At 45.4% G+C, this 22503-nt stretch carries 18 protein-coding genes and 2 tRNA genes; 10 read left to right on the plus strand and 10 right to left on the minus strand.

The features are described 5' to 3' along the window. The first annotated feature begins 387 nt into the window (after positions 1–387). From ACZ2XM_RS12545 to ACZ2XM_RS12555, 3 genes are all read left to right on the plus strand, one after another. The gene (locus ACZ2XM_RS12545; RefSeq protein WP_490589209.1) at positions 388–1650 is read left to right on the plus strand and encodes a homoserine kinase; all 1263 of its coding nucleotides are present in this window, start codon (positions 388–390) and stop codon (positions 1648–1650) included. Positions 1651–1714: 64 nt separating this feature from the next. Beyond that, positions 1715–1975 (plus strand): hypothetical protein, encoded by a 261-nt coding sequence (locus tag ACZ2XM_RS12550; RefSeq protein ID WP_490589208.1) that lies wholly within the window; start codon positions 1715–1717, stop codon positions 1973–1975. Next, entirely contained in the window at positions 1976–2998 is a 1023-nt protein-coding gene (locus ACZ2XM_RS12555) for a class II glutamine amidotransferase (RefSeq protein WP_490589207.1), read from the plus strand. A 29-nt stretch (positions 2999–3027) separates the two neighbouring features. Here ACZ2XM_RS12555 and ACZ2XM_RS12560 read toward each other — a convergent pair whose 3' ends face one another. Together ACZ2XM_RS12560 and ACZ2XM_RS12565 are read right to left on the minus strand one after the other, a co-directional pair. Beyond that, a complete protein-coding gene (locus ACZ2XM_RS12560; RefSeq protein ID WP_490589206.1) occupies positions 3028–3561 on the minus strand; it encodes a YchJ family protein in 534 nt (177 codons plus the stop codon). Positions 3562–3613: 52 nt separating this feature from the next. After that, a complete protein-coding gene (locus ACZ2XM_RS12565; protein WP_490589205.1) occupies positions 3614–4342 on the minus strand; it encodes a metal-dependent hydrolase in 729 nt (242 codons plus the stop codon). 210 nt (positions 4343–4552) lie between these two features. Here ACZ2XM_RS12565 and ACZ2XM_RS12570 point away from each other — a divergent pair, with 210 nt between their 5' ends. From ACZ2XM_RS12570 to ACZ2XM_RS12580, 3 genes are all read left to right on the plus strand, one after another. After that, positions 4553–5512, plus strand: a complete 960-nt coding sequence (locus ACZ2XM_RS12570) for a DUF3025 domain-containing protein (protein ID WP_490589204.1) — start codon at positions 4553–4555, stop codon at positions 5510–5512. A 598-nt stretch (positions 5513–6110) separates the two neighbouring features. Beyond that, positions 6111–8942, plus strand: a complete 2832-nt coding sequence (gene acnA, locus ACZ2XM_RS12575; protein WP_490589203.1) for an aconitate hydratase AcnA — start codon at positions 6111–6113, stop codon at positions 8940–8942. 205 nt (positions 8943–9147) lie between these two features. After that, entirely contained in the window at positions 9148–9552 is a 405-nt protein-coding gene (locus tag ACZ2XM_RS12580; RefSeq protein WP_490589202.1) for a ribosomal maturation YjgA family protein, read from the plus strand. 21 nt (positions 9553–9573) lie between these two features. Here the strand turns inward: ACZ2XM_RS12580 and ACZ2XM_RS12585 are convergent, their stop codons facing one another. The 6 genes from ACZ2XM_RS12585 to ACZ2XM_RS12610 all read right to left on the minus strand — a co-directional run bounded on the left by ACZ2XM_RS12585 (position 9574) and on the right by ACZ2XM_RS12610 (position 14317). Further along, positions 9574–10656 carry a DNA polymerase beta superfamily protein gene (locus ACZ2XM_RS12585; RefSeq protein WP_490589201.1) on the minus strand — a complete coding sequence of 361 codons (1083 nt, stop codon included), beginning with the start codon at positions 10654–10656 and terminating at the stop codon, positions 9574–9576. 78 nt (positions 10657–10734) lie between these two features. Further along, on the minus strand, positions 10735–11556 hold the full coding sequence (locus ACZ2XM_RS12590) for a nucleotidyltransferase domain-containing protein (RefSeq protein ID WP_490589200.1): 822 nt from the start codon (positions 11554–11556) through the stop codon (positions 10735–10737). A gap of 227 nt (positions 11557–11783) precedes the next feature. After that, positions 11784–12851 (minus strand): MFS transporter, encoded by a 1068-nt coding sequence (locus ACZ2XM_RS12595; protein WP_490589199.1) that lies wholly within the window; start codon positions 12849–12851, stop codon positions 11784–11786. A 618-nt stretch (positions 12852–13469) separates the two neighbouring features. Then, positions 13470–13545: transfer RNA gene (locus ACZ2XM_RS12600), tRNA-Glu, on the minus strand. Positions 13546–13664: 119 nt separating this feature from the next. Further along, a tRNA-Ala gene (locus tag ACZ2XM_RS12605) sits at positions 13665–13740 on the minus strand. Between the two features lie 202 nt (positions 13741–13942). Next, positions 13943–14317 (minus strand): DsrE family protein, encoded by a 375-nt coding sequence (locus ACZ2XM_RS12610; RefSeq protein ID WP_490589198.1) that lies wholly within the window; start codon positions 14315–14317, stop codon positions 13943–13945. Between the two features lie 390 nt (positions 14318–14707). On the opposite strand from ACZ2XM_RS12610, the gene ACZ2XM_RS12615 reads away from it, so the two are divergent. Beyond that, complete coding sequence (locus tag ACZ2XM_RS12615; protein WP_490589197.1) at positions 14708–15262, plus strand: REP-associated tyrosine transposase; 555 nt, start codon at positions 14708–14710, stop codon at positions 15260–15262. Positions 15263–15387: 125 nt separating this feature from the next. On the opposite strand, the gene ACZ2XM_RS12620 is transcribed toward ACZ2XM_RS12615, so the two are convergent. Continuing rightward, the gene (locus ACZ2XM_RS12620; protein WP_490589196.1) at positions 15388–15894 is read right to left on the minus strand and encodes a hypothetical protein; all 507 of its coding nucleotides are present in this window, start codon (positions 15892–15894) and stop codon (positions 15388–15390) included. Positions 15895–16452: 558 nt separating this feature from the next. Then, positions 16453–17979, minus strand: coding sequence for a glutamate--tRNA ligase (gene gltX, locus ACZ2XM_RS12625; RefSeq protein WP_490589195.1), 1527 nt, complete (start codon positions 17977–17979; stop codon positions 16453–16455). Positions 17980–18775: 796 nt separating this feature from the next. Between gltX and rsmH the strand changes: the two genes are divergently transcribed. The 3 genes from rsmH to ACZ2XM_RS12640 are packed head-to-tail and all read left to right on the plus strand — an operon-like array spanning position 18776 to position 22462. Continuing rightward, a complete protein-coding gene (gene rsmH, locus ACZ2XM_RS12630) occupies positions 18776–19801 on the plus strand; it encodes a 16S rRNA (cytosine(1402)-N(4))-methyltransferase RsmH (protein ID WP_490589194.1) in 1026 nt (341 codons plus the stop codon). Between the two features lie 58 nt (positions 19802–19859). Continuing rightward, entirely contained in the window at positions 19860–20363 is a 504-nt protein-coding gene (gene ftsL, locus ACZ2XM_RS12635; protein ID WP_490589193.1) for a cell division protein FtsL, read from the plus strand. Beyond that, positions 20360–22462 (plus strand): peptidoglycan D,D-transpeptidase FtsI family protein, encoded by a 2103-nt coding sequence (locus ACZ2XM_RS12640; RefSeq protein WP_490589192.1) that lies wholly within the window; start codon positions 20360–20362, stop codon positions 22460–22462. Before ftsL ends, ACZ2XM_RS12640 begins: the two co-directional genes overlap by 4 nt. Positions 22463–22503: the final 41 nt, after the last annotated feature.

A 22503-nucleotide genomic window follows, 5' to 3' on the forward strand; every position in this document is an offset into this window, starting at 1 on the left:
GCTCACAATGCTCGTGATTCGATGATAAATTGTACCAATAACTCATGAGATTTATCATCAATCAAGATACAAGGGTGTGGTTAGCGCAGCGTAACCCACCAATTTTATTTAAATTTCATTCAATGGCAGGTGTATGGTGTGCCCCGCGCACCAATAAATAGCTGGTATTAATTCACCTCACAATACTTCTCAAATAACCTGTAGTTCTTATTCAACCCTCCATATCCCCAGAAAAACTACCCTCATGCCAACTCGTTAGATGTCACAGCAGCGCTTTTCGGTATAATGGCTAAATAACCTTATTTTAGTAAATTAAAGTTTTAAGCAATTATAGTTCTAATAAATCATAGGACTACTACATTAAGCCCGTTACCTAAGAGAGCCGCTATGTCCGTGTATACCCATCTGAGCCAAGACCAGTTCACTGAATTTTGTCAAGCGTTTGGCGTCAATTTTGCCAAAGCTATCCCGATTACCCAAGGTATTAAAAACTCAAACTGGTTTATTCAGACCACGGAAGATGCCCTAAGCGGTGTAGAGAATAGCTACTCGTACGTGTTTACCTTATTTGAAGAGCGCCCACCTGAAGATATTGCGAAGATGGCGACGATCTTAAATAAGCTCAGCGGTAAGCTGCCGGTCGCTGCTCCCTTAGCTATCAAATCAAGCGCTACCGAGGCAAATCAAGACGGCTCTGCTGAATATCTCATTCATTTTGAAGGCAAAGCCATCACTTTAGTGCCTTGCTTAGCGGGCACACATCCTGCTAAAACTACCGCGAGTATGTGTCGCACTATGGGGCAGGCTTTAGCGGTATTACACAACAGTCTGCAAAGTTTAACCCCTGCCGAAGATTATGGGGTGCCCCTGTATCCGTGGGACCAAGTGCGCGACCGTGAAATCCAATTTATGCCCGGTGACGAAGCCAAGCTGATGCGTGATATTTGGCAAGGCTATGATGAGCTGCCTCTTAATAGCTTGCCACAAGGGTTATGCCATCTAGATATGTTTGCGGACAATACCTTGTGGGATTTGGCGGGCGGGCGGGAGACCTTGACCGGTTTGCTCGACTTTACCGAAGTGAGTGCTGAACATTATGTGATGGATATTGCCATTACTATTAATGACTTCTGTACCACTTGGGGCGATGCTGAAGATGGTGAGACCGTTAACTTTGATACAGCGAAGATGCAGGCTTTCTTAGAGGGTTATAACAGCGAGCGCCCCTTAACCGAAGCGGAGCAACACGCATTGCCGGTTATGCTGTCAATGGCCGCCGTAACTTTCTGGTTATTGCGCCTAAACGTGATTTACTACAACCGTGAGCAAGGCCGTACTGGCGATAATATCATGGTCAAAAACCCGGACTTAATGAAACGTCTGGCCGCGTATCATTGGGGTAGAGTAGAGAAGTTACGGGGTCTTAAATCGACCGTTTTTGTCTTAGAACATGTCAGTCGTAAAGATACGGATAGCGACACTTATAATAAGGACATGAAATTAATTGGTGTCTTTGCCACTGAGTCGCAAGCACAAGCAGCGATTGAGCAATTAAAATCGCAACCGGGCTTTAAAGACTATCCAGACGGCTTTCATATCGATGCGTACCCCCTCGGTCAAATCAATTGGCAAACCGGCTTTGGGGGTTAATAGTCACCACTTGCCCTATTCATTTTAATTGCGCAAATACAGGGTTTATCCCAAGGAAGCCATAATGACGAATCAAATTGACAACTGGCACAAGCTGGCCCGCTACGACACCAATATCCAAGGTGAGCTGCATGCGGGTCTGCTGCGTAATAATGGCCTAACGGTATCGCTGCAGTCGCTAAGCGGCATCCCAGGGATGAACTCGGGGGCAGTATTATGGGTACAAGAGGACGAATTGGCACAGGCGCAGCGCATTTTAGACAGTATAGAAGTCAGCGATGATGCCGATGCGTCAGACGATAACGGACAGGATGGAAACGAATAAATGTGTCAATTACTCGGTATGAATGCCAACACCCCAACCGATATTAGCTTTAGTTTTGCTGGGTTTCGCCAGCGCGGTGGTATGACGGACCATCACGAAGATGGCTTTGGCATTGCCTTCTTTGAGCGTAGTGAGTGCGAGCCTTGCGATAGTAATGATTCTGAGGCTAATAGCAGCTTTAATAACTCTAGTTTTAATAGCCCGAGCTTTGGTAATAGTTCGAATAATAATGGTCTTAATGACAGCGGCGTTGATGGGGCTACGGTTGCGCAACGAGCGGCGACTGGATTGCGCTTATTTCATGATAATAAGCCCAGTCATTTATCGCCTGTAGCGGACTTGGTGCATAATTATCCGATTAAAGCTATCAATGTGATTTCGCATATTCGCAAGGCTACCCAAGGGCAAAACTGCTTGGCCAATACTCATCCCTTCGTCCGCGAAGTCTGGGGCGAGCAGTGGGTATTTGCTCATAATGGTCAGATGAATGAGGCTTTTGTCCGCCGTTGTGAGCGTCTGAAAAAAAATGGTAATGCGGAATATTGCCAACCCGTGGGTAATACGGACTCTGAGATGGCTTTTTGCTATCTCATTAACCGCTTGAAATCGACCTTTAAACAGCGTCCCGATGATGCGGCTCTATTTGCCTTTTTAACAGCGCAGTGCCGTTATCTAGCGGCCAATGGGCTATTTAATTGCTTGTTATCCAATGGCAATTGGCAATTAGCGTATGCCGGCAGTTTGCTGTTTTATCTCACGCGCAAGGCCCCATTTGGTGAAGCACGCCTAGCCGATGATGATTTAGCGATTAACTTTAGTGATGTCACCACGGATAAAGATAGAGTGACCATTTTAGTCACTATACCCTTGACCAAAAATGAAAATTGGCAGCAGCTAGCGGTCAATGAGTGTGCCATATTTAAAGATGGTGAATTGGTGCATCAAGATCGCCCGAGTCAGCGTAAGTATCTGACTATTGAGGAAGGCAAAGCTATTGCTAAGGCGGTTGGGGCTAGTGTTTAGGGCGGCATAATGTTGGCTCAAATACGGGTCTAAACATACTCCCCACAACACCGTTTAAACTTCTCACCCGACCCGCAAAGACATGGCTGTTTTTGCGTCACATTCATAGCGACAGTCGGGTCGAGAAAATACCATTTAATCGGAGTATTCTTACCCGCTTGTTCTGTAGTTTTTACAAAAGTAGACAGCTCATGGTGCGCTTGCAAGCCCGCATCTGAGTTGAAATACGCTTTAAATTCTACCTGAGCATGGCGTTTGCCTAATTTTGCTAGGTGCTGCACAATTTCTAGGCCTGCCCAATCGGTAGCGATCGCCCAGTCTTCGATAGCAGCTTTATCCAGTAAGGCTTGCTGAGCGGGTAGAGTAGTCGCAACGATATAATCCGGCAGTACTAAAACAAACGCAGCATAACGTGAGCGCATCAGTATTTCGGCCGTATCTGCACTGCGTTCGCCCTTGTGTAATGGTTCGCAGCACTGCGCATACGGTAGAGGCGAGTCCATAACCTGACGAGAGTTGGGATTGATTTGGCAAGGACAGATAGCGTCAGTAGTGATGGTCATAAATAATCAACTCAGGCTGGTAAACATCAGTATTCAACGAGTAAGTGTGCACTTATTTTATGGTCGAAGTCAGGCTACTAAACAGCTCTCTAGGCAATAAGCCATCTTTAAGAATCATCCAAGTAATAGGGTCGGTTACTGTGGACCAAAACTCGGTGAAGGGGGGCGCAAATACAATACCTACCGCCAGTAAGGCATACAGGCCAATATACCAGTAACGGCCACTGTCGCTATAGAGCTTCATTGCAGTGCCTGAAGAGCGTTTGAGCCGACTATTTAACAGGTCTACGCTGTAAGCCTCGTCCAAACCTAAATGCACCATGGAGCCGATAAACAAAAATAACCCATAAAACCAACTGGTCATAGCGGTGGTGTCGAGTAAGTAATAATTGAGCATGACCAACCCTAGCGCCAGTACCCCCATATAAGGGACCGAATGGATGATGCCGCGGTGTACCGTGATTTTGGTAAAGACATGGAATATCCCATAGCGCATCAAGCCGTAGCCTGCCAGCCAAAGCGCCATTAGCGATAACAAGGACAGCTCACTGCGCCAGTGCATGACGAGGCTAAAGGCGAAGAATAAAGAGGCAAAATCAAAGCCTAGCCTAATCGGGGTAGAGTTGTCTGAGTCGATGTCGGGCAGTAAACCACCAATAGTACCGAGGGCGATACAAATTAGAAACTCATGGCCGCCAAGTAAGCCCGCTTTATAGCCGACGATACCTAAGACTCCGCTGACCGCGAAAGCCCCATTCAGATGCGTTTTAAAATTTGCCATAGCGTGTGCCGTTATTGGGTCGTCAGAATAAAAAACGCCTTATAATACCATGAGTTCAGCGGTGGCAGCGTCTTAGCATGATATGCCCTAGTTCAAGGTTGGGATAACGTTGACTTGCTGCTGCTGGCCATGATTCACTTTACTTATTGCAGAGACTTTATTTCCCTGTTCCTCTTATTCTATATAACTTCCTATTTATACTTGATGGCTATGACTGATTTATCTATACCTACTGCTAATACTACCCCCTTAAGCCCCCTCTCACCTATACAGCAAGTCGATTGGCAAGCGCCTTGGCTACAGCATTTGACCTACCAGCCCTGTATGGTGAACGCTCCTGAAGCAATGGCTCAATCGTCTGTCCTCGCGAGCGTAGCCGCTTATCTAAATCAGGGGTTAACTCAAGCAAAAACTAAAGCGTTAATGGCTAATGATGAGTCAAGCGCTGCCACTGATAACTCGGCCTTAACCTCAGGGCGCGGGCAGACCTTAAAGTTTGTTGCACAAGATGATTTACCGGAAGGTATGGCCTACGAGACCTTTATCGCAACGACAGGTGGAGTGCCCACACGGGAAAATCTACACGATTTATTCAATGGCAGTATTTGGCTGACTTTCCCGCAGAGTAAAGCGTTGCTCAATCGCTACCAAGCGCAAGCTATCGATGAGGCAGGTATTTCAGGCAGTCGCGGTCGAGTTCGCGATACCATCACGGTGTTTGATGAAAACGGCGCTATTTTAGTCGCGACAGATTCTTCTATTGGGGAAGCGCTAGCGAATTTTGATTGGCAGAATGGTTTGGTGCAGCCGCGAGCATTGTGGGACCACCCTATGCAACCTAATGCAAATGCTAAAGCGGCTGTCTATATCTTTGGCCATGCTCTATTGGAGCAATTAATTGAACCGCGTAAGCCTTTATGCGCGCATACGCTTATTTTGACGGTTAACCCAGAATTTTTTAGCTTGTCCGTGCCACACCGGATGGCGCAATTAGATCAGATATTAGCCGTTAAATTAGCAGAAATTCTGCGGGATGAAGGGGTCACGCCACGGGTATTCTCGCCATTGCCTATCTTAGGGGTGCCGCATTACTGGCCAGAAAATGCTAACCCAAGCTTTTACGAAGATACTTTTGTGTTTCGTAGCGGCCGTCGCAGCTCTAAAAAATAATCCTATAGAGCATCCCTAATAAATAGCAGGGTAGGCTGACTATATAAATCTAGTTTTCTGCTAAGAAAATATTGAGATGAGAGCTTTGAGACTAGTGACCATGTTACGATTCCGCAACCCATTCCCTCTTATCTGTCATTAACAAGATAGCGGTTATCTGCTATGGTAAGAAGATACCTAAATAAAATAATATTTAGAAAATCTACCTCAGATTGGCCGCTGATTTATGGGCTGGTCTGTTGATGACTTTAGCGATATTTTAACTTACCCGATGAATGGATTCATCCCATGCTCCATGCTTAGTTTTAGGCTTATTAGACGCTCTAATTGAGTGCCTAAGTCCGATTAAGAGACTAAGCTATACAGTCCTCCTTTCAACAATGACCTTGAGTCCATTCCTATAGTCGCTAATCACTTAGTGAGTCACTGAACGATTTTGCTCATATCTGCTATTTTCTTCTACACCGTTAGCAGTTTGGGTTTTAACAGCCTAGCTGGTTTACTTATTAGCTTAGCGACAGCCCATCGTTTTATAGCCGACCCGCTACCATCAAGCCACCTTATAACTCTCTTCAATAATAAAGATAAGGAAGCCCAAATGACCGATATTTTCAACGTAAAAGATACCCTAAACGTTGCTGGTAAGCCGCATGCTTATTACAGCCTACCTAAACTTGCCCAAGTTCACGAGAATATTAACCGACTGCCTTTCTGTATGAAGGTGGTATTAGAAAACCTATTGCGTAATGAAGACGATGGCCAGTCTGTTGGTAAAAAACATATCGATGCGGTCGCCAATTGGGATGCCGCTGCTGAGCCGAGCCAAGAGATTGCCTTTATGCCAGCGCGTGTGGTCCTGCAGGATTTCACAGGTGTACCCTCAGTCGTCGATTTAGCCGCTATGCGCGATGCTATAGTCAAATTAGGTGGTAATGCGGAGCAAATTAACCCGTTTATTCCTAGTGAGTTGGTCGTTGATCACTCAGTCCAAGTCGATGTCTATGGCCGCGAAGATGCTTTAGACCTCAATAAAAAGATTGAATTTGAGCGCAATAATGAGCGTTATGAATTTCTGCATTGGGGCAAGCAAGCCTTTAATAATTTCGTGGTCGTGCCACCAGCCACGGGTATCGTGCATCAGGTCAACCTAGAGTATTTAGCGCGTGTAGTCATGGCCGCTGAGCAAGACGGTGAATTGGTTGCCTATCCGGATACGGTATTTGGTACGGACAGTCATACCACGATGATTAATGGTATTGGCGTCCTAGGGTGGGGCGTTGGTGGTATTGAGGCGGAAGCTGCGATGCTAGGTCAGGCCTCGTCTATGCTGATTCCACAAGTGGTGGGCTTTGAGCTGACCGGTAAATTGATGGAAGGGGTGACGGCGACCGATTTAGTGTTACGGGTCGTGCAGATGCTAAGAGCGCATGGCGTGGTCGGTAAATTTGTTGAATTCTATGGTGAAGGCTTACACCAAATGCCATTAGCAGACCGCGCTACCATTGCCAATATGGCGCCCGAATACGGCGCTACTTGCGGTATCTTCCCGATTGACCAAGTGGCTATTGAATACTTACGTCTTTCTGGCCGTTCTGAAGAGCAAATCGAGTTGGTCGAAATGTATGCGAAGGCGCAAGGGCTCTGGCACGATGCGGATACCCCAAATGCTATCTATTCAAGCAACTTAACCTTAGATTTAACTACCGTAGTGCCCTCATTGGCCGGGCCAAAGCTACCGCATCAGCGCATTGCGCTCACCGACATGCATAAGAGCTTTAGCTCGACCTTGACCGAGATGACGCAAGATCGCAAAGCAGAAATCGTAGGCAAAGTCCGCTTTGATCAAGAAGGTGGTGAGCAAGAACAGGCTAAAGAGTTGGCTGCTGAACCCAAGGTTGAAGTTGATACCGAAGATGAGGTGGCGAAACAAGAAGGCGTTTATTCTACCGTCTGCATTAGCGATAAAGAGCATAAGCTACGCGATGGTTCAGTAGTGATTGCCGCGATTACCTCTTGTACCAATACCTCAAACCCGGCGGTAATGATTGGTGCTGGCCTGGTCGCTAAGAACGCTGCTGCCAAAGGCCTGAAAGCCAAGCCTTGGGTAAAAACCTCGCTAGCCCCAGGCTCAAAAGTCGTCACGGATTATCTAGAAAAGACCCAGTTGATGGATGAGCTAGAAAAGGTAGGTTTCTACTTAGTCGGTTATGGCTGTACTACCTGTATCGGTAACTCAGGTCCTTTGCCTGAAGTGATCGAAAAAGGTATTGTGGAAAAAGACTTAGTTGTCGCGTCAGTGCTATCCGGTAACCGTAACTTTGAAGGTCGGATTCACCCGCATGTGAAGACCAACTATTTAGCCTCACCACCCCTAGTCGTGGCTTATGCGCTGGCAGGAACGGTCGATATCGATTTGACCACCCATCCGCTGGGTCAGGACGAAGACGGCAACGATGTTTATCTTAAAGATATCTGGCCGACTACCGCACAGATTGATGAGTTAATTGCCAATAATATCGATGCTGATATGTTCCATAAAAACTACGGTGAAGTGTTTGACGGTAGTGAAGAGTGGAATGCGATTAGCTCATCTGATAGTCAGCTGTATCCGTGGAGTGAAGCGTCGACTTATATCAAAAACCCACCGTTCTTTGATGATATGACTATGCAACCCGAAGGTATCCCAGATATTGAGAATGCGCGTATTCTCGGTCTATTTGGTGACTCTATCACCACGGATCATATCTCACCAGCGGGTAATATCGATGCGGGCTCACCGGCAGGTAAGTACTTGCAAGAGCGCGGTGTATTGGAAGCGGACTTTAATAGCTATGGCTCACGCCGTGGTAACGATGCGGTCATGACTCGTGGTACCTTTGCCAATATCCGTATCAAAAACTTGATGATGGATGGTATCGAGGGTGGTTACACTTATTATCTATCGGGTGATAGTGCTACGCTAGCCGATGGTGAAAAGATGGCCATTTACGATGCGGCGATGAAGTATAAAGAAGAAGGTCGCACCTTGGTTGTGTTAGGCGGTGAGCAGTATGGTACGGGCTCTAGCCGTGACTGGGCAGCTAAAGGCACAATTCTACTGGGTGTGAAAGCCGTACTTGCCGGATCTTTCGAACGTATTCACCGCTCTAACCTAGTCGGCATGGGCGTATTACCGCTAACCTTTAAAGAAGGCGAGAGCATTCAGTCGCATAATCTAGATGGCTCAGAGGTGCTTAGCATCACTGGTCTGAATGATGGTGAAAGTGAGACTGCAACTGTGACAGCCACACGTGCTGATGGCAGCCAGGAAGTGTTTGAGGTTAATGTCATGCTGCAGACGCCAAAAGAGCGCGTCTATGTGCGTCATGGCGGCGTATTGCACTATGTACTGCGTGAGCTCGCCAATGAGAATATTGCCGCGACCGCGTAAATTCAGTTGCGATACTCTCTATTTTAGAAAATCGTAATTTAAGAACGCTCGGCTTAGGCTGGGCGTTTTTTTATGCCCATTATTGTGCGGCTTGAGTTTTATTACAGCGCAGTTATTCTCAGAGAATCCTTTAACACTTCATGATAGCGTTGTGATTACTTTGCTAGGCTAATAGCAGATTTATACCCTCATAATAGAGTAAGCCATGCTAATAACTAACCCTTTGCAAACGCCTAGATTTCGTTTTCATCTTGGCTATTTTCTTTTAGCGCTAACCATTTTTTTAATCGAAATATTAATAGCTAAATACATGAGTGGCTGGGTAAGAAGTTATCTCGGTGATGTATTGGTCATTGCATTGCTATACAGCGCCATAATGAGCGGGGCAGCGCTAAACAAAAAACTCGTGGTGCTATTTACGTCGATAGTCGCATTTACCATTGAGTTTGCCCAGTATTTTAAACTTGCAGAACGGCTTGGGTTTGCGCCGGACAGCTTGGCTTATATCGTATTGGGCAATACTTTTAGTGTGGAGGATTTAGGCTGTTATGCCGTTGGGGCTATATTGATTTTATTGCTTGAGCGTTTTACGTTGAAACTCAGCTATTGACGCATTTAGCCATATTAGACTTTAAATAGCTCCATACAGCTGCTCACGTACAGTTACTAACATCGCTAAAGCCACCTCATGATCCGGCGTCTCCGGCAAAGTACTGTTAGAAAAGGCAGCCGTAATCTGCTGGGTCAACTGCTCAGCCTGCGTTAATAAGTCATCATAATCACTCTTACCCGACTTTATAGCGAGTAATTCCTCCCTATTGGGACGTTCAACAACAACTTGTCCCGTAGTAGCGATATCTAACGCCATCTCGAGCAAGCGAATAGTATGCATCATATTCTTCGCATCGTACTGCTTACCGTGCGATATCGTAGTCTGATAGCGGTCTTCGTTGCGATTGTCTACCCATTGCCAGTAGTCTTTATAATCCTTACAGTATTTGCTAAAGCCCTGCTCATTAAAGGATAAATAACCTACGGGGGTCATGCCTTTAGGAATAGAGCTAAGTCGCAGTTGGCTAGCTTCTGGCTTTTGCATAAGCCCTGAAAAACCAAGTGAACCGTCATAATCCACGTACATGGCATACATTTGCGTAGCTTTTGGCATGACCACCAGACCGATTTGACGTTGGGTAAAAGGCTGCTGCGCTAACCATTCTAGTAAGGGAATACTATGGTTGTCCGCAAATACCGAGCAGAAATCCAATAGGGTCTTTTTTTCTTTAGCCATCGGGTTGACGATTTTCTTATTCAGCCCGCGCGCCTTTTTAATCTGACTGCTGGCAAAACCAGCAAAGGTATTCTCACACAGTTTACTGACGAACCATTCGGCTAAAAAGAGCTCCATAAGCGGATGGCGATATAAGACTTTATCCGCAGGCGTTGCTAGTAGCTCCATCATATTGGGATTATTCTGTAGCAGCAGCTCGATATAGCGGCCCAGTTCGTAATACACGATATCGTTGCTAGCATTACTAACTTGCGGCACATACTCGTTTTGCAGCCCATAAAAACTTGATTTGGGCATATAAAACACCCCTTTGATATCGGTATCCGATTGTGGCGTATCCAGACCATAAGCACGGCTGCCCGAAAGACACTCTAGCAATATAAGATTGTTAGCTTTTAACTGCTCGATGGTAAGCGGGGTGGCCATGGTTACTCACTTTCTATAAAGCTTGTTATTAATAAATTAGCGTTGGTTTGCAAATAAGACGCCTTAGCTACTAAGGCGTTATTGACTCAGCACTACTTGCCTAAAAAAATCATTCAATGAGTCGGTATTCGGAGTATCGAGCGGGGTAAGTTCCGCTGCGTCAATGCTTTGCCATAAGTCATTAATGGTCTGTATTAGTAAAGGCGATACGGACACCTTATGACCTTCAGCGCAATGGCTTTTTAAGTCAATTAACTGAATTATCTCAGCTTGTGCTTCTAAATTAATTAACTCAAACATTGCTGCCATGACTACGGGAGGCGGTGTCTGCTTAGTCATAGTCCAATTCGCCGCCAGTAAAGCCCGCAATAAGTAAAACAGCTTTTTAATTTTAATGGGCGCGTTTAGCTCTAGACCAGTACTAGCCGTCTTTGCCATACCGCGATAATGATGCAGAACAGCGATAGGCTGAAAATAAGCACTACTAATATTTTTGAGGGTTTTCATCGCTTCGGTCTGCTGCCGATAGACGATAGGCGAGTGCAGCCATTCAAAAATGACAGCGTTAGATTTATAAATGAGTTGCAGAGCTTTTTTAATATCCCAACCACCAATATCAAAAGGAACCGTAAGCAAATCCTCTTGGATAAATTCAAAAGTATCTTTACCTTCAAACAGACTGAGATACCAATCCGGCGCATGGCAATATAACAAGCGCACATCATAGTCGCTATCCGGTGATGCAAAGCCCCAAGCGCGGCTGCCACTCTCGATAGCGTGTAAGCAGGTAATTTGCTGCTCAGCACAGACTTGCTCGATAGTTTGGATAATGATGGTCATATCGCTTAAGGTAGCTATGCCAGTATTAGTAGGGGTCGCCAGATTACTTGGTACAGTCATTATTTTTATAACTCGTAAGGTTTATGGTTAGCAATATGCTAATTATCCTACGTGAAATCTTAGCAAGAACCTAGCTAAGTTATTTGGTTCTATTGCTTATTATTACTTTTCCTCATTGACTCTATATAACGTGCATAAAAAAACGCACCCAATATTCTGAGTGCGTTTTTTGCTTGTGCTTAGCGTATGTTAATTAGATTAGAAAAGTTGCTTTTCTAATGAGCTAATTATTTAACGTTGTCACCCCAAGTTACGATAGGCTTAGCTAGGCGGTAGTTAGCAGCCGCTTTGCGAGCACCCATAGTACTGGCTAGGAAAGTAAGTAGAGCACTGATTAACCAGAATAGGCCTGAGTATAGTGCCGCTTTACGAGCGGTATCTTCAGCAGTGTCTAATACTTGGTCCACTTTCTGCATACCTTGGTCCGCTTTCTGCTGGGCAGTAGCAATAGCTTGCTCAGTTTCAGCTTTATATTCGTTGAATGACTCAACAACTTCAGTACGTACTTGCTGCGCTTCTGGCTCACTTAGGCCATTGGCTTGTAGACGAGTGATAAACTCAGGACCAGCTAGCGTTTGTTCCATGCTAGCGATACGTTGTTTAGCGATCTCGTCAATGTTGCGCCACGTATCCAAATCAGTAAAGTCTAATTCTTTAACTTCCGCTTTGTTTTCGTTCAATACTTCTTCTAAAACGTCAGCAGTTGCAGAGACTTGCTCTTGATCTAGGTTTTGTGTGTTTTTAGCGACCATCTTCTCGATGTCGGCACGGCTAATATCGCCAGTGACACGGTCATACATAGTTTTGGCTTCTTGCTGGATGTTCATATCCGAGTTTTCTACTACTGAACCTACTGCGCTAGCACCAGCGCCAACAGTTGAAGCCGCTGCACTAGTTACTGTGCTCACTGTGCTACCAACCGCTTTAGTAGCAGTACCCATGATGCTAGTAGCACCACTGATGGCTAAATAAGTTGTCAAAGCAATTATAGCGGCAGCAGTTAGCATACCAGTCAAGGTCGCATCTTTAGGGTCGATAGCGGTGCCGTCACCAAATAGTGCTTCTGGAGCAGAGGCTTTCACAGCGAAATAACCCGCAACGAATGCACTTACTAAAGCCGTAATAGCGGCATAAATACCAGCACCGATGCTAGTGCCTTTAAGGTCAAACGGTAAGAATGAGCTCAATACTAGGGCAAGAGCCGTCATGGCCATGACAACGACTAAACCCATAAGTAAGCCCGCTAAAACACCGCGCCAAGAAGGGCGACGTTGTGGAGTATAAGTAGGCATCATAATATTTTCCTCTGTTAAGCAAATAGTTGTTTATTAACTCATTGCGTAATTAACACTCTGAAATAAGCATTGTTAATTTAATAAAACAACTCATATAATATAATTTTAAAAGTAAGTCCACTAGCATCATATGCTAAAAATAGATGCTAGTGATACCGCTCAGCTGTTAAGTTACGTAAGATGGGCGAGATTATATAGAGCCGCAAAGCAACTGTCGTGAGGGTTTTAAGTAACTCTGTCTTGTTGACTATGAGGTTTTTAATAAACCATGTAAGCTATACATAAGTTCGGTTACTTTTGTTCATTAATAAGTAAATTATGTAAACTAATCTGTAGAAACGACTTGTGGAAAATTATAGAGTAATGTTTTGCTAAAGAGTATTTTAATAAATAATAATATAATATTGAAAAAACTGCATATAGACACAGATTGCTAAAGAATAACTAGTTCAGAACACCAAAGAAGTTTTAAAGAGGCCTAAACGGAGTGCCAAGAGAGTAATCAGCAGGAAAAAAGAAGATAGGAGAGTGGCAAAGGCGAGAATAAATTTTAGACAAAAAAAATCGCCCAATCCGTTAGATTGAGCGATTTTAGTAGTGGTGTCAGCCACTGAATAGTGGCGTCCCCAGGGGGATTCGAACCCCCGTTACCGCCGTGAAAGGGCGGTGTCCTAGGCCTCTAGACGATGGGGACGCAAAGAGTAGTTAAGCTTCATTGGTATAAACCAACTATCATAACAATCAACATCAGGGTGGAGATTAGCCTAGGGACTGATGTCGATACTTAGTGATAAACTATTAACAGCATAGTAATGGTGGAGCTAAACGGAGTCGAACCGTTGACCCCTTGCATGCCATGCAAGTGCTCTACCAACTGAGCTATAGCCCCTCACTAAGAGATGCGTATTTTAGGTAAGCTGAGGGTTATTGTCAAGAGCTTTTGCGCGAATTAATTCAAATAATTGAAAATAATTTTTAGTGGCTGAAATTTGATGACAAATTAAGAGGGTAAACAAAGAGATAAGGACCCCTCAACGCTAAGTATTACCAAGTTGAGAGACCCTATACTGCTCAGGTTAGTTGGTCAAGACTTAGGTCAGTTGCAATGACCCTTTAGCATTCATGACTAAATCAATCACATCATCGGCACCAATCAGGCCAAAGCGCGGATCAATTTCAGATTTATCAATGCCGTTATGAATCATACAAGCTTCGCAGACCAGGACTTGGCCGCCATGCTTGATGAACGCCTCTAGCATATCAACAGCAGGTTTGAATGGTGCACCGATATCCATACCGTTAAGGGCATCGGGTTTGGCTAGATGTACGGCATCTACCATTAAGATAACGGTAGCAGAATGACCTTTTTCAGCAGCTTTAGCGGCCATAGTGTAGGCAACGGTAATTTTATTAGGATTGCTAGCATCGTCAAATAAAGTACCGACGTAATCTGTAGTTTTAACCACGTTATTCTCCTTGGTAGATTTTTAATTGTCTGTTTTTAATCGAGTAGATAGTAATGAAATACCACCTTTATTAATATACTAACATATATTATATATTTTTATATAATGATTTGTTGTTTGAGGGTTTCAATGTGATTACAGAGGGTGAAGGGCTAGATGTTTTGAGGGCAGAAGGGTGTCAAATAGGGTATGGACTTTATTTTTTCCGTGTGTTTTATCCACGCTACTTGTGCTATTGATCAATTGCCATACTTCCTTGCATATATTATTTTCTGTCGGCTGTAGCCACTTCACCTTTTAATTTATGCTATTTTTCTATTAGACCTAACGTAGGGTGCGCCCAGCGCACCAACAATGATAAAAATTGAACTTTTCTCACAGGGCTCAAAAATGTCGCAGTACATTCGCTCTTATACGCAAGGCGCCACTTATTTTTTTACTTTGGTCGCCCATGACCGACGCAAAATATTTTGTGAGATGGATTTTCTACAAGCTGTTAAACACAGTATAAAGCGAGTACAGCAGCAAGAGCCCTTCGAAATATTAGCTTGGGTGCAGCTGCCTGATCATTTGCACTGTATCTGGCAAATGCCTAACGATGAGGCTAATTACAGCCGACGTTGGTCAAAGATAAAGCGTTTTACCACTCAGGCTTGCCCGCAATATCAATTGCCCATTGAGGACTTAAACTATTCAAAGGTAAAAAGAAACGAGCGTGGTCTTTGGCAGCGTCGATTCTTTGAGCATCAAATAAGAGATGAGGCTGATTTTTTTAGGTGTATGAACTATTTGCATTACAACCCGGTTAAACATGGGTTAGTGAGCAGGGTCAGAGATTGGCGATATTCCAGTTTTCATAGGCATGTTAAGGAAGGCACGTACCCTGTAGATTGGGGAGCGGATGTGGTCGATTTTTCGGAGGATTTTTTGCGTGGCTTGGAGTAGTTTATTTTAAATGGTGCGCGGGGCGCACCCTACGGATATTGATAATTTTTATCCATAGGTTGTCACCCTGCGTTTTTACTGAAAGCTATACGCTAATAGGGCATTAAATTGCCCAAATGTTAGAGCTATATCGCATTACCACCACCGCTATTCCATGCTTTGGTAAAACCTGTAACAGGGAATATAAATATCTCATTGTTTAACTGAATTTTGATAGGTAATAGTGCTGTTTTAAAAAGATTTATGACATATGTATTGCCTCTATCTGTTTGAGGTGTGTAAGAATAATATGTGGTTCCTGAGTCACCAAATTTCTTGCACCATCGAGACATTTTTACAGCTTGGTTATTGAAAATCATTGTGATGTCTTCAGGAATTATACTTTCATATTTACAGATATTTTTATCCTGTATATATTGATCTAGAAAATATAACCTTTGCTCTCCTGATTTTGCATGAGCAATATGAGCCATAAAATATTTAGGCATATCGTCATAGTCACTACTATAGTAAATACCAGCCTTTCCTGATGCAGCTGTCCATTGTTCTGTATAGTTTGCAGTTGTAGCGTGACTCTGCATCGCAAAAAGACCGCTTATCAATAGCGGTGCTAGTAATTTTATAATTTTCAAACTGCTCATCTCCCAATAAATTAAAATTTAATCAAGGTTTCTCGTCAGTAAGTTGACAGTATTTATCTTTAATATCAGATAAAAAATAGAGTTAATTCAGGACGTTATGCCTAAACCTTTATTTTACCAATTTAGCATCATATAGTGCAAACTATTGTTAGGTTTAAGGTGTGAGATTAGGGTGCGCTCAATACGCCCATTAAAATGCAATTTTTATTCCTATAATAGATATTTCAGTGTTTTAAAAGTTGTGATAGCGATTTACTTTTCGCAATTTCTGGTGCGCATGGCGCACCCTACGAAACTTTCTAAGAGTAGTAGCGTTGGGTATCGTAAAATCCACCCAACCTACATCCAGAATTTTATTGATGGGGTAGCGTGGGTGTAACCCACGGGTTCGCAGAGTAATCTCATGAATACCCTATCGCCAAAACCTCATCAATTAACACTTTTCTGTGTTTCGCACATATAAAAAGTTTCACCCATAAAAAATGCCCAGCCAAAGCCGAGCATTTTTATCATGATAAGACTAAATCTCAAGGCTATTTAGTCAAAAGACTATTCAGCCGAATCCGCCAAAAAGTTCGGCAAATCCGCCGACGTCTTCTCTAGTTTCTTTAGTTTCTTTTTGCCTAAGCCACCCAAGACTTCGACCGCATGACGCAGACGGTTCAAGGTCATATCGGCACCGATAATATACATCGAGTTCATAACCGGCGTCGAAGAGGTGCTGCCCGCAATGGCGATGAAGAACGGGGCCATCATATCGCGCAGTTTGATATTAAGCGCAGCAGAGAGACCTTTCAGCGTAGCGTAGATATTCTCCTCGCTCCACTCTGGCAATACTTCCAGTTTCCACAGGGTAATCTGCAGAATCTCAATCACTTGCTCAGGTGTCAGCGTTTTATGCTCAAAATCTTCGGCAGTGATGTTAGGAAGGTTTTGATAGTAGAAACCTGCCCAATTAACCGCATCAGATAATAGGTTGATACGTGGTTGAATCGCCGCCGCAATCGCGGTCAATTTGTCTGAATCATTCGCCCAAGCAAGAATCTTGTTTTTCAATTCTTCTGGGGTTAGTGCACGCAACCATTCCCCGTTTAACCAGCTCAGTTTCTCTACATCAAAGATAGGGCCGCCTAACGAGACGCGTTTTATATCAAAGCTAGCAATCATCTCTTCTAACGTGAACTTCTCTTCTTCGTTTGGCATTGAGTAGCCCATACGACCGAGGTAGTTGAGCAGCGCTTCTGGCAGCATGCCGGCATCACGATAGTAGGTGATAGACGTAGGATTTTTACGCTTAGACAATTTCGATTTGTCTGGGTTACGCAGCAATGGCATATGGCAAAGGGTGGGCATTTCCCAACCGAAATACTCATATAACAACTGGTGTTTAGGCGCTGAGTTGAGCCACTCTTCCCCACGAATCACATGGCTGATATCCATCAAGTGGTCATCGACGACGTTGGCCAAATGGTAAGTCGGCATACCATCGGTCTTGAGCAAAACTTGCATATCGACCTGTGACCAAGGGATTTCAACTTCGCCGCGCAGCATATCGTTGACGATACAGGTACCCTCAGTCGGGACGCGCATACGGATGACGTAAGGCTTGCCCTCAGCGACCATCTTGTCGGACTCTTCGCGAGATAAATCGGCATAGCGACCATCGTAACGCGGGGTCTCGCCATTGGCCATTTGCTCAGCGCGCATGGCGTCTAGCTCTTCTGATGTGCAGAAACAGCGGAATGCGTGGTCTTTATCCAGTAATTCTTCAGCATACTTTTTATATAAGTCACTGCGCTCGCTTTGGCGATATGGCGCGTGTGGCCCACCAATATCTGGACCTTCTGACCAATCGAGACCCACCCAACGCAATGCATCCAAAATCATCTTTTCTGATTGCTCGGTAGAGCGCGTCTGATCCGTATCTTCGATACGTAGGATAAACTCTCCGCCATGCGCCTTAGCAAAAGCTAAGTTAAATAGCGCAATATAGGCGGTACCGACGTGAGGAAAACCAGTCGGAGAGGGTGCGATACGGGTACGAACAGGACGGTTGCTAGGGGTAGGTTGGGTCATAGTAGTCTCGATAACGGGATGAAAAATATAATTTTATGAGTTTAATAGGGTGTGACAGGCTGGTTGAACGAGTTGGCTCACTTTAATAGCTTAATGATTCAAAGTACTAAGCTAACAGTACTTAGCTAACTAGTGGGCGTAGTCAATACATGGGGACGACTTGGCGACGAACCAATAGGAAAAAGTGGCCGATAATAAAGGTCAATAGGCCAGGCCATAGCGTCCTAACGCCCCCTGACTTATGAGCCCTTGGCTAACCATTGGCAGATGTCGTTGATGCATGGTGCCTATTATAACAGGTATTAAATCCCTGCTCGTATATTGCTGTCAGCAGTGCTTTATGTTTCATACGCCGATTTTCGTCAGATTAACTTCTCGTTTATGGGGGCATCACTTGACATGACCGGAGAGCTTGCGATAATGACAACTGCAGTGGCTAGGCTGACGGCAAACCTTGAGTAAGGTACTTTTCACGTATTTTACATCGTTTGCCGCTAGTATTTTGCTACTATATTATGGTGCTACCAGCTATTAACTTTTAATACAGAATATCGTGAGAAAATCACAATAGAAACTTGCTATTATTGGCGAGTAAAAGGTTATGATGAGCTTTTGCGAGCTTGCATAAGTCATGCAGAATGGTGAGCGTGCTTACTCATTCAATGAGCCCCTTTATTATCGATAATAAGTACTTACGCTAAGCCTAGCTAACGACACTATCCTTGCTTTGCTATCTCCTAGCTTTTCCGTAAAAAAGCTTTTATAGCCGAGCTATTACACAAGAAATTTGCCTTGAATGCCTTATAATACTGCACCAACCGAAGACACTCCCACTCCTATAGTCGCTGAGACCCTAAGTCATCACGCTGTTTTATTAGAAGAAACAGTGGCCGCTGTTTTGGGTTTAAAATCATTAGCGAAAGCGCCCGCACAAAAAGCCAGCGGTATCTTTGTGGATGGGACTTTTGGCCGCGGTGGCCACAGTCGCCTGTTGCTCAGTCATTTGGCAGAAGACGCGCGGTTATTGGTGTTTGATAAAGACCCAGAAGCTATCGCAGTGGCGAATGAATTGGCCGCTAGTGACCCACGGGTGACGGTCATTCATGACAGTTTTGCCACTTTACAGGCGCGCTTGGCCGATTTAGGTATCGCTAAGCTGACCGGACTGATGGCCGATTTGGGCGTATCGTCACCGCAGATTGATGATGGCAGTCGCGGCTTTAGTTTTATGCGTGATGGGGCAGTGGACATGCGCATGGATACCACGCGCGGTCAGCCGGTGTCGGCATGGTTAGAGACCGTAGAGGTGGATATTTTGGCCGATGTGCTGTATGAATTTGGCGAAGAGCGCCACAGCCGCCGTATTGCGCGTGCTATCAAAGAGATGGACCGTTATGACTCGACGCTAGAATTGGCCGAAGTCATCAAGGTGGCGCATCCCAATTGGCAAAAGGGCAAGCATCCTGCGACGCAAAGCTTTCAAGCCATGCGCATTTTTATTAATAATGAGCTGGGTGATGTCGATAGCTTCTTGGAGCAAAGCTTAGAAGTGGTGGCGACCGATGGCTGGCTAGCGGTGATTAGTTTCCATTCGTTAGAAGACCGCCGCATTAAGCAGTTTTTGCAGCGTCATAGCCGAGGGCAATACCCGGAAGACCAGAATTTGCCGATGCCGCCCAAGCGCCCGCGCTATTTTTCGAAGCCAAAGCGTATTGGACCGAGTGCTGCTGAAGTGAAGGGCAATCCACGCTCGCGCAGTGCTTGGTTGCGAGCCGCACAACGGACCGATATCCCGTATACGCCGCAAGTAGATAGCTACTAGCATTTTTTATCCCAAACTTAGCTTACCCCTTTACAATATTTTTATAATTGAGATTGACATGGCAGCAACAGACAAATCCGTCTCAAGGCGAGCGGGCAACGATTCGACGCCAGATGTGGGGGAAATTCTCTCAAAACGCTTTGTGGGCGTGAATCTCTATGTCGTCATTATGCTGGTACTCGCCGTGCTTATTATCGGGACTGGGGTCAAAGCTGCTGAACAAGTTCAAAAATATCATCAGGATTATAAAGTCTTGCAAGACATGCGCAAACAATACCGTAAGCTCCAAGTCGAACACCAACGTCTGCTTATCGAGCAGCAGACCTTTAGTGCCACGCCGCAAATTGCCAGTCGTGCCGTCGCTGAGTTGGGTATGTTCTCACCAGGTACGAAAGACAAGCTAATTTTGCAGCCCGGTTCCGAGCCTGCCGATGTACCCGCTAATATAGCTAGCGGCAATAAGTCATCGGCTGCTAGTAATACCCCAGCTACCCCTATACCCACCGATGCTACGAGTGACCAGACTGACTCTGCCTCAGCCGCGACTGAGGTCACCCCATGAGTACCAAACAACCTAAAACGCCAAAAACGCCCGCTAAAAAAACCACTGCTAAAACGACGGCCTCTAAAAAGCCTAGCCGCAGTAAAGCCAGTAGCGCCAGCACGGTTAAAGTGACTGAGCCCTTGCGATCCAAAGAGTCAGCGCAATCGGCTAAGCCGAAGTCTTCGCGATTCTCCCTAAAAAAAGCGGACAAAGCTGAGCAGGGTGGTGCTTACACCAGCGTTAAAAACCGCAAGTCCCTAGTATTTAATCGAGCTACTGGGGCGTCCTCTCGTGGTGGTGTCGAGGCGGATAAATCTCGTTTTCGGGTCATTTGGATTCTAGCTTTAGGCGTGTTGGTCGCTTTGATAGGCCGGGCTTACTACATCCAAGTCTTAAATGCCGGATTTTATCAAGAAAAAGGCAACCAGCTCATCACTAGCGTGCGTACGCAGCCCTCCTATCGCGGTATGATTACCGATCGCAATAATCTCCCCTTAGCGGTCAGCGCCCCTTTGGCAACGGTTTCTTTTAGTCCACACGATTATGCGCAAGAATACTATAGTATCAAAAAGGCTATCGTGACCAATCCTGAAAACCCTAAGATGCAAGCGCGTATGCGTAAACGTTTAGAGGCCATGGATTTAAACCGTCTCGCTGCGGCTGCGAATGTGCCGGTAGATAAGTTAAAAACAGCGGTGGCGATTGATGAGTCGGTCGATGTGACGGATGAAGAAGCGGTCAAAGCTGCACTGCCATCCGGTGCAGGCTCGCATTACTTCCCGTTATTAAACAAGGTCACCCCAGAGATTGCGCAAAGTGTCACCTCGCTTGATTTCGTAGCGGTCTATGACAAAAACTTCTTCCAGCGTTATTATCCGCAGCCGCAACCCAACTCACAGCTGCTAGGCTTTATGGGCCAAAACGCTAATGACCCAGAGGGTGGCTACGAAGGGCGCGCAGGGATTGAGCGTCAGTATGAAAAAGAGCTGGCTGGCGAAAATGGCAAGGTGATGGTTCTAAAAGACGCTCGCCAAAACAGCCTGAAAGAAATCAAACAGGTCAAACCTGAGATTGCCGGTAAAGATATTGCTTTGACCATCGACTCACGCTTGCAGTACTTACTCTATAAAGAGTTAGAGAAAGCGGGACGTCTGCAGCAAGCACGTTGGAGTACCGGCATGATTGTAGATGTGCAGACCGGTGAGGTGTTGGCGCTATCGACGTGGCCGTCGTTTAACTCTAATAACTTGAATGAGATGACGGGGGCCAACCAGCGTAACCGTGCCGTATTAGACGTGTTTGAGCCCGGTTCGGTCATGAAGCCCTTTACAGTGGCCGCCGCCTTAAAGTCGGGTAAATATACCAGTAATTCGTTAATCGATACCAACCCAGGGTCTATCCGTGTCAGAGGCTATACCATCCGTGACCATAATAACTTGGGGGTGATTAACTTTGCGACCTTGCTGCAGAAATCGAGTAACGTCGCGTCGACCAAGGTAGCGTTATCATTGCCACCAGAAGCCATTACCGATATGCAGCGTCAGTTTGGTTTTGGCAAAAAGACCCCGCTACAATTCCCTGGAGAGGGCAGTGGTCTGGTCGTGACGCCAAAAGAAAATGAAACGGCACGCCGCGCCACCGTCAGTTACGGTTATGGTCTGCAAGTCACTTTGGCACAAATAGCTCAGGCGTATAGTGCTTTAGCAGCTGGCGGGGTTATGCACCCATTAAAGCTAGTTAAGACGGAAAAGCCTGCAGCGAGTGAGCGCTTAATGGAGGCGCAGCAAGCCCAAGATATCGTGGAGATGTTGGAGTTGGTGACTGAGCCTGGTGGTACGGCGACGGCAGCGGCTATTGATGGCTACCGGGTCGCAGGTAAGACGGGAACGTCACGCCGTGTGAATCCTAAAGGGGGCTATTATACGGATCAATATCGCAACGTTTTTGTCGGTATCGCGCCGGCGTCGAACCCGCGCTTGGTCGGTGTCGTGCTGATTGAAGATCCGCGTAAGCAGTACTACGCTGGTCTCACCGCAGCGCCCGTGTTTCATAGTGTGATGAAAGAAGCCTTGCGTCTTTATAATGTGCCGTTGGATAAACCGCTCAAGACTAAATAATAGCGCTCGCACCTAGCAAGCTATTAGGCTAGTGAGAAAAA

Source organism: Psychrobacter sp. CoH-33_TS_01 (assembly GCF_058189395.1).

Coding starts and splice junctions, on each gene's coding strand:
- ACZ2XM_RS12545 (WP_490589209.1), top strand. CDS start 388: ATGTCCGTGTATACCCATCTGAGCCAAGACCAGTTCACTGAATTTTGT.
- ACZ2XM_RS12550 (WP_490589208.1), top strand. CDS start 1,715: ATGACGAATCAAATTGACAACTGGCACAAGCTGGCCCGCTACGACACC.
- ACZ2XM_RS12555 (WP_490589207.1), top strand. CDS start 1,976: ATGTGTCAATTACTCGGTATGAATGCCAACACCCCAACCGATATTAGC.
- ACZ2XM_RS12560 (WP_490589206.1), bottom strand. CDS start 3,561: ATGACCATCACTACTGACGCTATCTGTCCTTGCCAAATCAATCCCAAC.
- ACZ2XM_RS12565 (WP_490589205.1), bottom strand. CDS start 4,342: ATGGCAAATTTTAAAACGCATCTGAATGGGGCTTTCGCGGTCAGCGGA.
- ACZ2XM_RS12570 (WP_490589204.1), top strand. CDS start 4,553: ATGACTGATTTATCTATACCTACTGCTAATACTACCCCCTTAAGCCCC.
- acnA (WP_490589203.1), top strand. CDS start 6,111: ATGACCGATATTTTCAACGTAAAAGATACCCTAAACGTTGCTGGTAAG.
- ACZ2XM_RS12580 (WP_490589202.1), top strand. CDS start 9,148: ATGCTAATAACTAACCCTTTGCAAACGCCTAGATTTCGTTTTCATCTT.
- ACZ2XM_RS12585 (WP_490589201.1), bottom strand. CDS start 10,656: ATGGCCACCCCGCTTACCATCGAGCAGTTAAAAGCTAACAATCTTATA.
- ACZ2XM_RS12590 (WP_490589200.1), bottom strand. CDS start 11,556: ATGACTGTACCAAGTAATCTGGCGACCCCTACTAATACTGGCATAGCT.
- ACZ2XM_RS12595 (WP_490589199.1), bottom strand. CDS start 12,851: ATGATGCCTACTTATACTCCACAACGTCGCCCTTCTTGGCGCGGTGTT.
- ACZ2XM_RS12615 (WP_490589197.1), top strand. CDS start 14,708: ATGTCGCAGTACATTCGCTCTTATACGCAAGGCGCCACTTATTTTTTT.
- gltX (WP_490589195.1), bottom strand. CDS start 17,979: ATGACCCAACCTACCCCTAGCAACCGTCCTGTTCGTACCCGTATCGCA.
- rsmH (WP_490589194.1), top strand. CDS start 18,776: ATGCCTTATAATACTGCACCAACCGAAGACACTCCCACTCCTATAGTC.
- ftsL (WP_490589193.1), top strand. CDS start 19,860: ATGGCAGCAACAGACAAATCCGTCTCAAGGCGAGCGGGCAACGATTCG.
- ACZ2XM_RS12640 (WP_490589192.1), top strand. CDS start 20,360: ATGAGTACCAAACAACCTAAAACGCCAAAAACGCCCGCTAAAAAAACC.